The sequence below is a fragment of the Paenirhodobacter hankyongi genome (genome assembly GCF_003664585.1).
Lineage (GTDB): Bacteria > Pseudomonadota > Alphaproteobacteria > Rhodobacterales > Rhodobacteraceae > Rhodobacter > Rhodobacter hankyongi.
Genome location: NZ_RCHI01000016.1, coordinates 1 through 12385 on the forward strand (window position 1 = coordinate 1; position 12385 = coordinate 12385).

Genomic DNA, 12385 nt, shown 5'->3' on the forward strand with positions numbered 1-12385 from the left:
CGAGGCCTTCGCGAGCCAGGGCCTCGCCACGCTGCGCGCGCTTGGCATTGCCGATGACGATGCGCGGGTGAACCCGAACGGCGGCGCGATCGCGCTTGGCCATCCGCTTGGCATGTCCGGCGCGCGGATCACCGGCACGGCAGCGCTCGAGCTGCTGAAGACCGCCGGCAAGCGCTCGCTCTCCACCATGTGCATCGGCGTCGGTCAGGGCATCGCCATCGCCCTCGAACGGGTCTGAGCCGCAAAGGAAACGGCCGGCCCCGGGACGAGGGGCCGGCCGCGGACGCAGGACGCGGAATGTGGGATCAGTAGCGCGCGTCCTTCGGTTTCGGGTCCTTCGGCCAGTCCTTCACCTTGTCGGGGAAGTCGGGGCGCGGCATGTGGCTGAAGTATTCCGCCACGTCGATCGCGTCCTGGTCCGACAGCCCCCCCTGCCCGAGCGGGAACTTGCCATGCGCCGCAATCGGCATGTTCTGCTTGACGAAGGCGGCAGCGGTGAAGGTGCGCGCCATGCCGGCGCCGATGTTGAAGGAATGATCCCCCCAGAGCGGCGGATAGACCATGCGCCCGGCGACATCGGTCAGCCCCTCGCCGTTCTCGCCATGGCAGGCGGCGCATTGCTCGGCATAGATCGTCTTGCCGCGCACCGGGTCGGGGATCAGCGAGGTATCGACCTTGCCCACGCCGCGGCCCTCGACCTTGTCCTCGGGCTTGGTCTCGCCCTTCATCCAGTCGAAATAGGCCAGCATCGCCTTCATGTCGGGGCTGTCCTTGGCCAGCGGCTTGCCGTTCATCGAGCGGCGGAAGCAGCCGTTGATGCGGTCCTCCATGTCGATCACCTTGCCCGCCCGCTTCTGGTAGGAGGGGAAGAAGGCGGTGATGCCGACATAGGGCGAGCCATTCGCCACCGTGCCCGCGTTCAGGTGGCACGAGGTGCAGTTCAGCGCGTCGCCGACATGATCGGGCAGCAGGTCGCGGGTCTCGGCATTCAGCCGCATGCCGCGCACCAGCTGATCGGCATTCGGCGCGCCGAGCATCGCGGCAAGCCGCGGCGTCTCGAAGGTCGAGCTGTCGACCTCGGGGCCGATCGCCTTGCGCGCCTTGGCCACCGCCTCGGGCGTCACCGGCGCGGCGCCCGCACCGAAGTTCTCGCGCACGAAGCTGAGGATCTGCGCGATCTCGTCATCGCCGAGCTTGGCGAAGCCCGGCATGTGGAAGGCGCGCGGATGCGCCGCGGTCATCGCGCTTTGCCCGCCGGTCAGGGTGATGTGGATGAGCGTCGCGGGATCTTCGGCCGAGATCGTGTGGTTGCCGCCGAAGGGCGGGAAGACGCCCGGCACGCCCTCGCCGTTCGGGCGGTGGCAATCCGAGCAGAACTGCGCATAGCCAAGCCCGCCCGGCGTGGTCCAGGTGGTCTCGGGCACCAGCGCGGCGACCACGTCGGCGGGGCTGGTCGGCTGCTCCGGCCGGTCGGCGGGCAGCGATTTCATGTAGACCGCCATCGCCGTCAGATCGAGGTCGGAGAAATGCTGCGTCGAGTGCGAGATCACGTCGACCATGCTGCCCGAGACGGTGGCAAAGCGGTTCTGCCCGGTCTTCAGCAGACGCACCATGTCGGACACGGTCCACAGGTTGCGCAGGTTGACGGCGTTCCAGTTCTCGACCTGCGCGCCCGACAGGAACTTGTCCCCCTGCGGCCCGGTGCCGTCCATGGTGACCTCCTGGAAGCCGATGCCGCGGGGCGTGTGGCAGGCGCCGCAATGGCCGAGGCTCTGCACCAGATAGGCGCCGCGGTTCCACACCGCATCCTTCGACGGATCGGGGGTGAAGGGGGCGCCTTTCAGGAAGGCTGTGTTCCAGTAGGCCAATCCCCAGCGCTGGTTGAACGGAAAACCGAGGTCGGTTTCCGGCGCGGCCTGTTTCACCGGCGCAAGGCCCTGGCTGAGATAGGCCCAAAGCGCGCCCATGTCGGCCTCGGTCATCTTCGCATAGGAGGGATAGGGCATCGCCGGATAGAGGTGATGGCCGTCCGCCGCCACGCCCTTGCGCATCGCGCGGTCGAACTCGGCATAGCTCCAGCCGCCGATGCCGGTCTCGGGATCGGGGGTGATGTTGGTCGAGTAAATCGTGCCCATCGGGCTTTCGAGGGCAAGCCCGCCCGCCATCTCCACCCCGTCCTTGGCGGTGTGGCAGGCGACGCAATCGCCAAGCTCGGCGATGTAGCGGCCGCGCGCGATCAGCTCGGCGCTGGCCTCGCCGGTGAAACCGGGCGTCACCGCCTCGAGCGCCGGAGGCCGGGCGAGGAACAGCGCCGTCCCCCCGGCCAGCACCGCGACCCCCCCGACGGCGGCTGCATATTTCCCCTTGCGACTTGTCTTGTCCGTAGCCATGGCGATCACTTCCACTCTTCTGCGCTTGTCCGAGGCTAGGAAGAGGCCCCCTTGCGGGCAATCCGGGGTTAGCCCGCAGCCTCTAGGGGTTTACCCGAGGGGGAAAGCGCGCGACGTCAGAAAGACGGCCTCAGCGCCGGGTCGCGCCACGTCTCTCAATGCACTGAAATCAATATGGATTCCTGACATCTGACCGTGCAAACGCGCCACCCGGGAGTGCCCGCACCTCGGGGCGCGGCACAATGACACGGGGCGCGCCCCCGGTGGATGTGGAAAGGCCCGCGCGGCACCGTGAAGGTGCGGCGCGGGCCCGATGGGGCAGCGGGGCGCCCTGCCCCGCCACCAGGGGGTCAGAGCGCGATCATCACATGCCGCACGACCGAGTAATCCTCGAGCGCATAGATCGACATGTCCTTGCCATAGCCCGACTGCTTCAGCCCGCCATGCGGCATCTCGTTGGTCAACATGAAATGGGTGTTCACCCAGGTGCAGCCGTATTGCAGCCGCGAGGCGACCGAGAGGCCCTTGCTCACGTCCTTGGTCCAGACCGACGACGCCAGACCATAGTCCGAGTCATTCGCCCAGCCGATCGCCTCTTCCGGCTCGTCGAAGCGGGTGACCGAGACGACGGGGCCGAAGACCTCGCGCCGGACGATCTCGTCCGACTGCAGGGCGCCCGCGATGACGGTCGGCTTGTAGAAGAAGCCCTTGCCCTCGGGGATCTCGCCGCCGGTGGCGACCTCGATGTGGTTCTGTTCGCGGGCGCGGGCGACGAAGGAGGCCACGCGGTCGCGCTGCCGCGGCGAAATCAGCGGCCCCATCTCGTTCAGGCTGTCGTCCTCGTTGCCGAAGCCGATGGTCGAGACCGCGGCGGCGAGGTCCGCCACGAATTTCTCGTAGACGCCCGATTGCGCATAGATCCGGCAGGCGGCGGTGCAGTCCTGCCCGGCGTTGTAATAGCCGAAGGCACGCAGCCCCGCGACGGCCGCCTCGACATCGGCATCGTCGAACAGGATCACCGGCGCCTTGCCGCCCAGTTCCAGATGCGTGCGCTTGATCGTGCGGGTCGCGGCCTCGAGCATCTTGCGCCCGGTCGCGATGTCGCCGGTGAGCGAGATCATCGCCACCTTCGGGTGGTTGATCAGCGCCGAACCCACGGTCTCGCCACGGCCCAGAACGATGTTGACGACGCCCTCGGGCAGCACCTCGGCAAAGATCTTCGCCATCGCCAGCGCCGTCAGCGGCGTCTGTTCCGAGGGCTTGAACACCACGGTGTTGCCCGCGCCGATCGCCGGGGCGATCTTCCAGGCCATCATCATCAGCGGATAGTTCCAGGGCGCGATCGAGGCGACGACGCCGATCGGGTCGCGCCGGATCATCGAGGTGTGGCCCGGCAGGTATTCGCCCGCGACCGGCCCGTGCATCGTGCGCACCGCCCCCGCAAAGAAGCGGAAGCAGTCGATGATCGCCGGCAGTTCATCGCCAAGCGCCATGTGCCCGGGCTTGCCGCAGTTCAGCGCCTCGAGCCCGGCAAGCGTCGCCGCCTCGGCCTCGATCTTCTCGGCGATCTTCAGCAGATAGCCCGAGCGCTCGGCCGGCGTGGTGCGCGACCAGGTGGTGAAGGCCTTCGTCGCGGCCGTGACCGCCGCCTCGACCTGCGCGAGCGAGGCCTCGGGAAGGGTGACGATCACCTCGCCGGTGCGGGGGTTGAGGATCTGTTCCTCGGTCTCGGTGCCCGCAACGAGGGTGGCGCCGATCAGCATCTGCGTTTGCATGGAGGTCTCCCAGTCAGTCATTTCTCGGAACCGGCGGTGTTTTCGCCGTCTTTGGTCAGGTAATAGGCGGCAAGGATCGGCAGCACCGTCACCAGCACCACGGCCATGGCGACGACGTTGGTCACCGGGCGCTGGCGCGGGCGGACGAGTTCCTCAAGCATCCAGATCGGCAGGGTCGACTGGTTGCCGGCGGTGAAGGTGGTCACGATCACCTCGTCGAAGGACAGCGCGAAGGCGAGCATGCCGCCGGCCAGAAGCGCCGTGCCGATATTGGGCAGGATCACCAGACGGAAGGTCTGCACCCCGTCCGCGCCGAGATCCATCGCCGCGTCAATGAGCGAGCCCGAGGTGCGGCGGAACCGCGCCACGGCGTTGTTGTAGACGACCACGATGCAGAAGGTCGCGTGGCCAAGGACGATCGTCCAGGTGCTGAACGGGATGTCGAGCAGCGCGAAAGCCGAGCGCAGCGAGATCCCGGTGATGATGCCCGGCAGCGCGATCGGCAGGATCACGAGGAGCGAAATCGCCTCGCGTCCGAAGAAGCGCGAGCGGGCGACGGCGGCGGCGGTCAGCGTGCCCAGCACCAGCGCGATCGAGGTCGAGATCGCCGCGACCTTCAGCGACAGGCCAAGCGCCTGCCAGACGTCGCCACGCCCGAGCGTCACGCCCAGCCACTTCAGCGTCAGCCCCGGCGGCGGGAACTGATAGCTCTTTTCCTCGGTGGTGAAGGCGTAAAGGAAGATCAGCGCGATCGGGGCGAGCAGGAACACGAGCCCGCCGATGGCCGAGAGTTTGAGCGCAAGCGGCGCCTTGGTGTCAGAGTGCATCGAAAGCCCCCATCTTGCGCGCGCCCCACAGGTAGAAGCCCATGAGCACGATCGGAACCACGGTGAAGGCGGCGGCGAGCGGGATGTTCCCGGCCGTGCCCTGCTGGGTGTAGACCGCCTGGCCGATGAACAGCCGGCCCGAGCCGATGATCTGCGGGATGATGTAATCGCCGAGCGTCAGCGAGAAGGTGAAGATCGAGCCCGCGACGATGCCCGGCAGGGCCAGCGGGAACAGCACCATGCGGAACGACTGCCGCGGCGTCGCGCCAAGGTCCGAGGCGGCCTCGAGCAGCGGTCCCGGCACCCGTTCAAGCGAGGCCTGCACCGGGATGATCATATAGGGCAGCCAGATGTAGACGAAGACGATGAAGGTGCCGAGATAGCTGACCGAGAGCGAGTTGCCACCGATGACCGGCAGCGACAGGATGCCGTCGAGCGCCCAGGTCAGATGCAGCTTGGCAAAGACCCAGTTCAGGATGCCTTCCTTCGCCAGCACCAGCTTCCAGGCGTAGACCTTGACCAGATAGCTCGACCACAGCGGCAGCATGACGCCGATGTAGAAGAGCGCCTTCCATTTCCCCCTGGCATAGCGCGCGGCGAAATAGGCGATCGGGAAGGCCAGCACCGCCGAGGCGAGCGTGACCGAGCCCGCCATCACCACGGTGCGTGCGATGATGTCGAAATTCGAGGGCCGCAGCAGCTCGGCATAGGTGGAAAGGGTGAACTCGTGCTTCACCACGCCCGAGAACTCGTCGATCGAGAAGAAGCTCTGCATCAGCAGCGCGATCAGCGCGCCGATGTAGACGATGCCGAGCCACAGCACGATCGGCAGGATCATCAGGAAGGTGAACATCCGCGGATGGCGGATCACCCAGTCGACGCCCCGCGCGACAAGCCCCGCGCGCGGCGGGAAGATCGCGTGATCGGTCATGCGCCCGGCTCCATCACATGCACCTTCGCCGCATCCCAGCCGATGCGGGCGGTCTGGCCGGGTTCGGGCAGGGTCTCGGCGGGCGAGACGAGCGCGGTCAGCGTCTGGCCGTCCAGCTCGAGGCCAAGCTTGACCACCCGGCCGTGATAGGCGCGCGCGGTGACCCGGGCCTCGCGGCCGGCGGGATCGAGGCGGATGTCCTCGGGGCGCAGGCTGGCCCAGCAGCCGGCGGGACCGGCGCCGACGAACTCGGCCGGCAGCACGTTCGAGGAGCCGACGAAATCGGCGACGAAGCGGCTTGCCGGGCGGCGGTAGATCTCTTCGGGGGTGCCGACCTGCTGGATCGTGCCATGCGCGAAGACCGCGACGCGGTCGGCCATCGACAGCGCCTCTTCCTGGTCATGGGTGACGAAGACGAAGGTCATGCCAAGGGCGCGCTGCAGCCGGCGCAGCTCTTCCTGCATCTGCTCGCGCAGCTTCAGGTCGAGCGCGCCGAGCGGCTCGTCCAGAAGCAGCACGCGCGGCTTGTTGACGAGCGCCCGAGCGAGCGCCACACGCTGCCGCTGACCGCCCGAAAGCGCCCCCGCACGGCGGTCGCCATAGCCCGCGAGTTCCACCAGCTCGAGCGCCTCCTCGGCGGCGCGATTGCGCTCGGCCCGGCCCACGCCCTTCACCCGCAGCCCGAAGGCCACGTTGTCGCGCACGTCCATATGCGGGAAGAGCGCATAGTTCTGGAACACGGTGTTGACGTTGCGCCGATAGGGCGGCACGCCTTCGGCCCGTTCGCCATAGATCTCGATATGGCCGGCGGTCGGCTGCTCGAAGCCCGCGATCAGGCGCAGACAGGTGGTCTTGCCGGAACCCGAGGGCCCCAGCATGGCGAAGAACTCGCCATCGGCGATGTCGAGGTCAACACCGTCGACGGCCCGGACGATGCCGAAATGCCGACAGACGCCGCGGAAACTCACAGCTTGGGTCATGCTTGGTCTTTCAGGGGAGGAAGTCAGGAAGGGGGGCCCGGGCGTCACCGCCCGGGCGCAGGGCGGATCAGCCGCCCATCACGGCGATGTAGTCGGACACCCAGCGGTGATAGGGCACGCAGCCGCCGGCCTCGCATTTCGAGGTGGGGGTGCGCCAGAACCAGATCTTGTCGAAGTCCTTCAGCCCGTTCGCGTCGCAGCCCTCGGCGGTCTGCATCCCCGACTTGTCGGTGCAGGCCTCGGGGACCGAGGGCACGGCGCCGAACCAGACCGACAGGTCCGACTGCAGGTTCGAGTTCAGCGAATGCTCCATCCACAGATAGGCGCAGGTCGGGTGCTTGGCGTCCGAGTGCAGCATCAGCGTGTCGGCCCAGCCCGAGGCGCCTTCCTTCGGCACGACCGAGCCGACCGGCGCGCCGTCGGCCTTCAGCAGGTTGACCTGGAACGGCCAGGCCGAGGAGGCGACGACGCCCTCGTTCTTGAAGTCGTCGATCTGCACCATCGCGTCATGCCAGTAGCGCGAGACGAGCTGGCGCTGGCCCTTCAGGAGTTCAAGCGCGGCGGCATACTGGTCCTCGTTCAGCTCGTAGGGGTTCTCGATGCCGAGCTCGGGCTTGTGCGCCTTCAGATACATCGCGGCATCGGCGATGTAGATCGGGCCGTCATAGGCCTGCACCCGGCCCTTGTTCGTCTTGCCGTCGGGAAGCGTCTGTTCGTTGAACACGACATCCCAGCTGTCGGGCGCGGTCTTGAACACCTCGGTGTTGTACATCAGCACGTTCGGGCCCCACATGAAGGGCACGCCGTAATGGGTGCCGTCGACGGTGTGCCAGGGGGCATCCTTCAGCCGGTCGTCGACGCGCTTCCAGTCGGGGATCAGATCGATGTTGACCGGCTGCACCTTGCCGCCCGCGATCAGCCGCAGCGAGGCATCGCCCGAGGCCGTCACCAGGTCGAACCCGCCCTGGTTCATCAGCGACACCATTTCATCGGAGGTGCCCGCGGTCTTCACCTCGACCTTGCAGCCGGTGGTCTGCTCGAACTTGGTGACCCAGTCATAGGCCGGATCGGTCTCGCCGCGCTCGATATAGCCCGGCCAGGCAACGATCGAGAGCGCGCCCTCGGGCTTGCCCAGTTCCTTCAGCATCTCGGCCTGCGCCGGCAGCGACAGCGCTGCGCCGAGGGCAATCCCCGAGGCGCAGAGGTTCAGAAGCTTTTTCATCAAAATGTTCCCTGTTGTCGCGGGGCAAGTTGGGGCCCCTCGCACGGAAGCGTGATGGAGATGGCACGTTTTCGCAAATTCAATTGACAGAAGCGCACTATCGGAAAAGTCGATACCGGAATTTATCGTTGCGCCGAATAGCTTTGCGCGGCGCGGATAAATTCACGCGCGGTCTCGGGAAGGGGCGCGCCCTTGCGCCAGACCACCCCCACCTGCACCACCGGCAGCTTGCCCGAGACATCGCGCGAGACGATCCGGTCACCTTCGAGCGACCAGCGGCGATAGACGAGCTCGGGCAGAAGGGCGATTCCCGCCCCCGTCGCCACCAGCGAGCGCACCGCCTCGACCGACCGGGTGCGGAAGGCCACGCGCGGGCGCGCGCCGAGCGCGCTCAACAGGCCCCGCGTCGCCTCCTCGATCTCGTCGAGGCGCAGCATGATCATCGGCTCGCCCACCAGATCCTCGATCGCGACCGAGGTCGCCTCGGTCAGCCGGTGGCCGTTCGGCAGCCACAGCTGATAGGGCGAGACCTCGAGGATCTCGGTCTGCAGCGCCATCCGGTCGCGCAGCGCCGAGGTCACCATCACCGCCACATCCAGCTCGCCGCCGATCAGCAGGTGTTCGAGGTAATCGCCGCTGTCCTCGAGCGCGGTGACATCGACATTGGGGTTCGCCCGGCGAAACCGGGCCAGGATGTCCGAGAGCACATAGCCCGCGACCAGCGAGGTCACGCCGACATGCAGCGACCCGCTGAGCTTTTCGGTGTCCGAGACCACCGCCTGCCGGGCGTCGGCGATGCTGGCCAGAATGCCCTGCGCGTGGCGCAGGAACTGGTGCCCCTTCTGGGTGATCTCGAGCCCGCGCGGGTGACGCTCGAAAAGCGCGACGCCCAGGTCGGCCTCGAGGTCGCGGATCGCCTCGGTCACCGCCGATTGCGAGATCGACAGCGCCAGCGCCGCCCCCGAAACCGTGCCGCTTTCGGCGGCGGCGATGAAATAGCGCAGCTGGCGGATGGTGAAGGCCATGCGGGGGCTCCCTCTCTTGCCCGGGACAAGACCCGCCCGCGCCGGCGCGGTCAAGCCCCGCGGGCGGGCTCAGGGCAGCTCGGCCGGCTCGCCCCAGTCATAGCCGCGCACCAGATCGAGCCAGGCCTGCGCCGCGGCCGACAGATAGGCGCCGCGGCGCCAGACCATCGCCATCACCCAATCGGTGCCCGGCTCGCTCAGCGGCACGCAGCGCACCGCCTTGCCGGCCCGCTGCTGCGCGATCATCCGCGGCAGGAAGGTGGTGCCCATCCCCGCCGCGACCAGTTTCACCATGAAGTCGATCTGGCTGCTCACCGCCACCACCTTCGGCTCGAGTTCCGCCCGGCGGCAGGCGTCGAGGATCACCCGGTGCAGCGCGAAGCCGCTCTCGAACATGATGAAGGGGGTCTCGCGCAGCTCGGCCAGCGCGATCCGCCGCCGCCGCGCCAGCGGATGGCCAGGCGGCAACAGCGCCACCAGCGGCTCGCGCCGCACAAGCTGCACCTCGAAATCCTCCGAGGTCGGCAGAAGCGCGCCGGCAAAGTCGATCTCGCCCGCGCGCAGGCTTTCCTCGAGCCGGTCGCTGCCGTGCTCGGTCAGCTGCACCTCGACGCCGGGATAGCGCTGCCGGTAGGTGGCGAAGAGCGGCGCGAAAAGCGTGCTCGACCCGATCGGCGGCAGGCCGAGCCGCAGCACGCCGCGGCCGAGCCCGCGCAGATCGTCGAGCTCGGCCAGCAGGTCGTCACGGTCCGCGAGCAACCGCACGCCGCGGCGATAGACGATCTCGCCCGCCGTGGTCAGCACGCTGCGATGCCCGATCCGGTCAAGCAGCGGCACGCCGATCTCGTCCTCGAGCTGCTTCACCGCCTTGCTGATCGTCGATTGCGTCGCGTTCACCTCGCGCGCGGCCTGGGAAAACCCGCCCTGGCGGACGACCTCGACGAACATGCGCAGCGGGCGGAATTCCAAGACCATTCTCCTTGGGAATAGTTTTCAGTCAATCAATTCATTTCACTCATGGCAAGCCCTTCCCTAGATAAGAGCGATCGAAAGGAGGGCCGCGATGTCGACTCACTATGCTGTTTCAAAGCGGCTGCACCGCAGCACCGCGCTGCAGATCGGGGCGGTGCTGGTCTTCTGGGGCCTTGGCACCGCGCTCGCCGTCGCCTCGGGCGTGCCGCTGCCGGGGGGCATCCTCGGCCTTGCGCTGCTGCTCGCGCTGCTGCTCAGCCGCCGTCTCAGCGCCCTCAGCCTGCGCCGCGGCACCAGCTGGTTCCTGGCCGAGATGCTTTTGTTCTTCGTGCCCGCCGTGCTTGCGGTGCTTGGCCATCGCGAGTTCTTCGGCCTGATCGGGCTGAAGATCCTTGCCGTCATCCTGGTCAGCACGATCTCGGTGATGGTGTCGACCGCGCTCGCCGTCGAGGCCTGCTATCGCTGGACGTCCCGCCATGCCTGATCTTTCCCTCGCCACGCTCGATCCGATGGCGCTGACCGGCGCGAATGTGCTGCTGTGGTCGGTGCTGACGATCGGCTCCTATGCGATCGCCAAGCGGATCTACCGGCGCTGGACGCATTGGTGGCTGATGCCGCTCGCGGTGGCGCCGGTGCTGGTCGCCGCGGCGGTGCTGGCGCTGCATGTCAGCTACCGCGACTACATGCGCTGGACCCATTGGCTGGTGCTGCTGCTGGGGCCGGCGACCGTCGCCTTCGCGGTGCCGATCTACGAACAGCGCCTGCTGATCCGCCGGCACTGGCCGGTGCTGCTGGTGGGCATGATCGCCGGCAGCCTGACCGCGATCGTCACCAGCTGGGGCCTGGCCTCGCTGCTCGGTCTTGACGAGGCGCTGCGGCTGAGCCTGGTGCCGCGCTCGATCAGCACCCCCTTCGCGATGGAGGTCTCGGGCGACATCGGCGGTGTGCCGGACCTGACGGCGGTCTTCGTGGTGATCACCGGCATCACCGGTGCGGCGCTCGGCGACATGATCCTCGCCCGCCTGCCCTTCGCCTCGGCGCTGGCACGGGGCGCGCTCTTCGGCATGGGCGCGCATGGCGCGGGCACGGCGCGCGCGCATCAGATCGGCTCGGCCGAGGGCGCGATCGCCGGCCTCGTGATGGTGCTCGTGGGCATCCTCAACGTGCTGATGGCGCCGGTCGTGGCGATGATCCTCGCCTGAATCCCGCCTGCCCGAAACCGCTGCGGCGCGCGCCTTCGGGCCCGCGCCGTTTTTTACGGCTCAGACGCCCGCGGCCTCGACCCCGGTCAGGAAGTCGGACACCGTGCGCAGGCACAGCTCCTTTTCCTCGACATGGGGCATGTGGGCCGAGTGCTCGAACAGCACCCAGCGGGCGCCGGGGATATTCTCGACCAGGGGCTTCGTCACCAGCGGCGTCGCCTCGTCATACTTGCCCGAGATCACCAGCGCCGGCACGTTCACCAGATGCAGCCGGTCCTCGATCGTCCAGTCCTTCATCGTGCCGATGACGTGGAACTCGGTCGGCCCGTTCATCGCGCGATAGACGGTGTTGTCGAGATCCATCAGCTCGAAGGTGCGGGTCACCTCGGGCGGCCAGGGGTCAAGCCGGCAGACGTGGCGCAGATAGAAGACGCGCGAGGCCGCCAGGTAGTCCGGATCGGTCAGCGTGCCCGCAGCCTCGTGGCGCAACAGCGTCTGCTGCACCTCGGCCGGCAGTTCGGCGCGCAGCCGGTTCGCCTCGGCGACCCAGGTCGGCATGCTGGCCAGACTGTTGGCGAAGATGATCGCCTTCAGCCCCGCGGGCCGGCGCACCGCATGCTCGCCGCCCAGCATCCCGCCCCAGGACTGGCCGAGATAGGCATAGCGGTCGCGGATGCCCAGATGGTCAAGCAGGTGGTCGAGCTCGTCGAGGAACAGATCGACCGTCCAGAACTCGGGCCCCTTCTCGGGCAGGTGGGTGGAATTGCCGTTGCCGAGCTGGTCGTAATGGATCACCGCCCGGCCATCGAGCGCGGCGATCTCCCTGAAGCTGTCGACATAGTCATGCGTGCAGCCCGGCCCGCCATGCGCGATGACGAGCGGCAGCTTGCCGTTCTCAAGATCGCCGGTGACCCGATACCAGGTCTGCCAGTCGCGAAACGGCATGAAGCCCTCGCGCGTCGGAAGTTCCGCCTGCGTCCGATCCTGCATCTTCGCCCTCCTGTGCCGGTTCCCCGAAACTCTATCGGCGGCGGCAGGCGGCGAGCAGCTATCAAAAATGA

At 67.7% G+C, this 12385-nt stretch carries 11 protein-coding genes and 1 pseudogene; 3 read left to right on the forward strand and 9 right to left on the reverse strand.

Translation table 11 applies throughout. The features are described from left to right. Positions 1-238: pseudogene (locus DYS74_RS14595) on the forward strand (3-oxoadipyl-CoA thiolase); the annotation flags it as partial. Positions 239-305: 67 nt separating this feature from the next. Here the strand turns inward: DYS74_RS14595 and DYS74_RS14600 are convergent. The 8 genes from DYS74_RS14600 to DYS74_RS14635 all read right to left on the reverse strand — a co-directional run bounded on the left by DYS74_RS14600 (position 306) and on the right by DYS74_RS14635 (position 10119). After that, entirely contained in the window at positions 306-2390 is a 2085-nt protein-coding gene (locus DYS74_RS14600) for a c-type cytochrome (RefSeq protein WP_121534505.1), read from the reverse strand. Between the two features lie 350 nt (positions 2391-2740). After that, positions 2741-4165 carry a gamma-aminobutyraldehyde dehydrogenase gene (locus tag DYS74_RS14605; RefSeq protein ID WP_121534425.1) on the reverse strand — a complete coding sequence of 475 codons (1425 nt, stop codon included), beginning with the start codon at positions 4163-4165 and terminating at the stop codon, positions 2741-2743. Positions 4166-4182: 17 nt separating this feature from the next. Continuing rightward, positions 4183-4992 carry an ABC transporter permease gene (locus DYS74_RS14610; RefSeq protein ID WP_121534426.1) on the reverse strand — a complete coding sequence of 270 codons (810 nt, stop codon included), beginning with the start codon at positions 4990-4992 and terminating at the stop codon, positions 4183-4185. Then, positions 4982-5923, reverse strand: a complete 942-nt coding sequence (locus DYS74_RS14615; protein ID WP_121534427.1) for an ABC transporter permease — start codon at positions 5921-5923, stop codon at positions 4982-4984. The genes DYS74_RS14610 and DYS74_RS14615 overlap by 11 nt, the downstream gene beginning before the upstream one ends. Further along, on the reverse strand, positions 5920-6903 hold the full coding sequence (locus DYS74_RS14620; RefSeq protein WP_121534428.1) for an ABC transporter ATP-binding protein: 984 nt from the start codon (positions 6901-6903) through the stop codon (positions 5920-5922). The genes DYS74_RS14615 and DYS74_RS14620 overlap by 4 nt, the downstream gene beginning before the upstream one ends. Before the next feature lie 67 nt (positions 6904-6970). After that, positions 6971-8125 (reverse strand): ABC transporter substrate-binding protein, encoded by a 1155-nt coding sequence (locus DYS74_RS14625; RefSeq protein WP_121534429.1) that lies wholly within the window; start codon positions 8123-8125, stop codon positions 6971-6973. A gap of 122 nt (positions 8126-8247) precedes the next feature. Next, the gene (locus tag DYS74_RS14630; RefSeq protein ID WP_121534430.1) at positions 8248-9150 is read right to left on the reverse strand and encodes a LysR family transcriptional regulator; all 903 of its coding nucleotides are present in this window, start codon (positions 9148-9150) and stop codon (positions 8248-8250) included. 69 nt (positions 9151-9219) lie between these two features. Beyond that, on the reverse strand, positions 9220-10119 hold the full coding sequence (locus DYS74_RS14635; protein WP_121534506.1) for a LysR family transcriptional regulator: 900 nt from the start codon (positions 10117-10119) through the stop codon (positions 9220-9222). A 94-nt stretch (positions 10120-10213) separates the two neighbouring features. Here DYS74_RS14635 and DYS74_RS14640 point away from each other — a divergent pair, with 94 nt between their 5' ends. Both DYS74_RS14640 and DYS74_RS14645 read left to right on the forward strand, forming a co-directional pair. Beyond that, positions 10214-10606: a CidA/LrgA family protein gene (locus tag DYS74_RS14640; RefSeq protein ID WP_121534431.1), complete on the forward strand. Its 393-nt coding sequence runs from the start codon at positions 10214-10216 to the stop codon at positions 10604-10606. Beyond that, entirely contained in the window at positions 10599-11324 is a 726-nt protein-coding gene (locus DYS74_RS14645) for an LrgB family protein (RefSeq protein ID WP_220668855.1), read from the forward strand. The genes DYS74_RS14640 and DYS74_RS14645 overlap by 8 nt, the downstream gene beginning before the upstream one ends. Before the next feature lie 60 nt (positions 11325-11384). On the opposite strand, the gene DYS74_RS14650 is transcribed toward DYS74_RS14645, so the two are convergent. Further along, positions 11385-12314: a proline iminopeptidase-family hydrolase gene (locus DYS74_RS14650; RefSeq protein ID WP_121534432.1), complete on the reverse strand. Its 930-nt coding sequence runs from the start codon at positions 12312-12314 to the stop codon at positions 11385-11387. Positions 12315-12385 lie beyond the last annotated feature (71 nt).

Excerpts from the sequence above, each read along its gene's own strand:
- DYS74_RS14600 (WP_121534505.1), bottom strand. The coding sequence starts at position 2,390 with ATGGCTACGGACAAGACAAGTCGCAAGGGGAAATATGCAGCCGCCGTC.
- DYS74_RS14605 (WP_121534425.1), bottom strand. The coding sequence starts at position 4,165 with ATGCAAACGCAGATGCTGATCGGCGCCACCCTCGTTGCGGGCACCGAG.
- DYS74_RS14610 (WP_121534426.1), bottom strand. The coding sequence starts at position 4,992 with ATGCACTCTGACACCAAGGCGCCGCTTGCGCTCAAACTCTCGGCCATC.
- DYS74_RS14615 (WP_121534427.1), bottom strand. The coding sequence starts at position 5,923 with ATGACCGATCACGCGATCTTCCCGCCGCGCGCGGGGCTTGTCGCGCGG.
- DYS74_RS14620 (WP_121534428.1), bottom strand. The coding sequence starts at position 6,903 with ATGACCCAAGCTGTGAGTTTCCGCGGCGTCTGTCGGCATTTCGGCATC.
- DYS74_RS14625 (WP_121534429.1), bottom strand. The coding sequence starts at position 8,125 with ATGAAAAAGCTTCTGAACCTCTGCGCCTCGGGGATTGCCCTCGGCGCA.
- DYS74_RS14630 (WP_121534430.1), bottom strand. The coding sequence starts at position 9,150 with ATGGCCTTCACCATCCGCCAGCTGCGCTATTTCATCGCCGCCGCCGAA.
- DYS74_RS14640 (WP_121534431.1), top strand. The coding sequence starts at position 10,214 with ATGTCGACTCACTATGCTGTTTCAAAGCGGCTGCACCGCAGCACCGCG.
- DYS74_RS14645 (WP_220668855.1), top strand. The coding sequence starts at position 10,599 with ATGCCTGATCTTTCCCTCGCCACGCTCGATCCGATGGCGCTGACCGGC.
- DYS74_RS14650 (WP_121534432.1), bottom strand. The coding sequence starts at position 12,314 with ATGCAGGATCGGACGCAGGCGGAACTTCCGACGCGCGAGGGCTTCATG.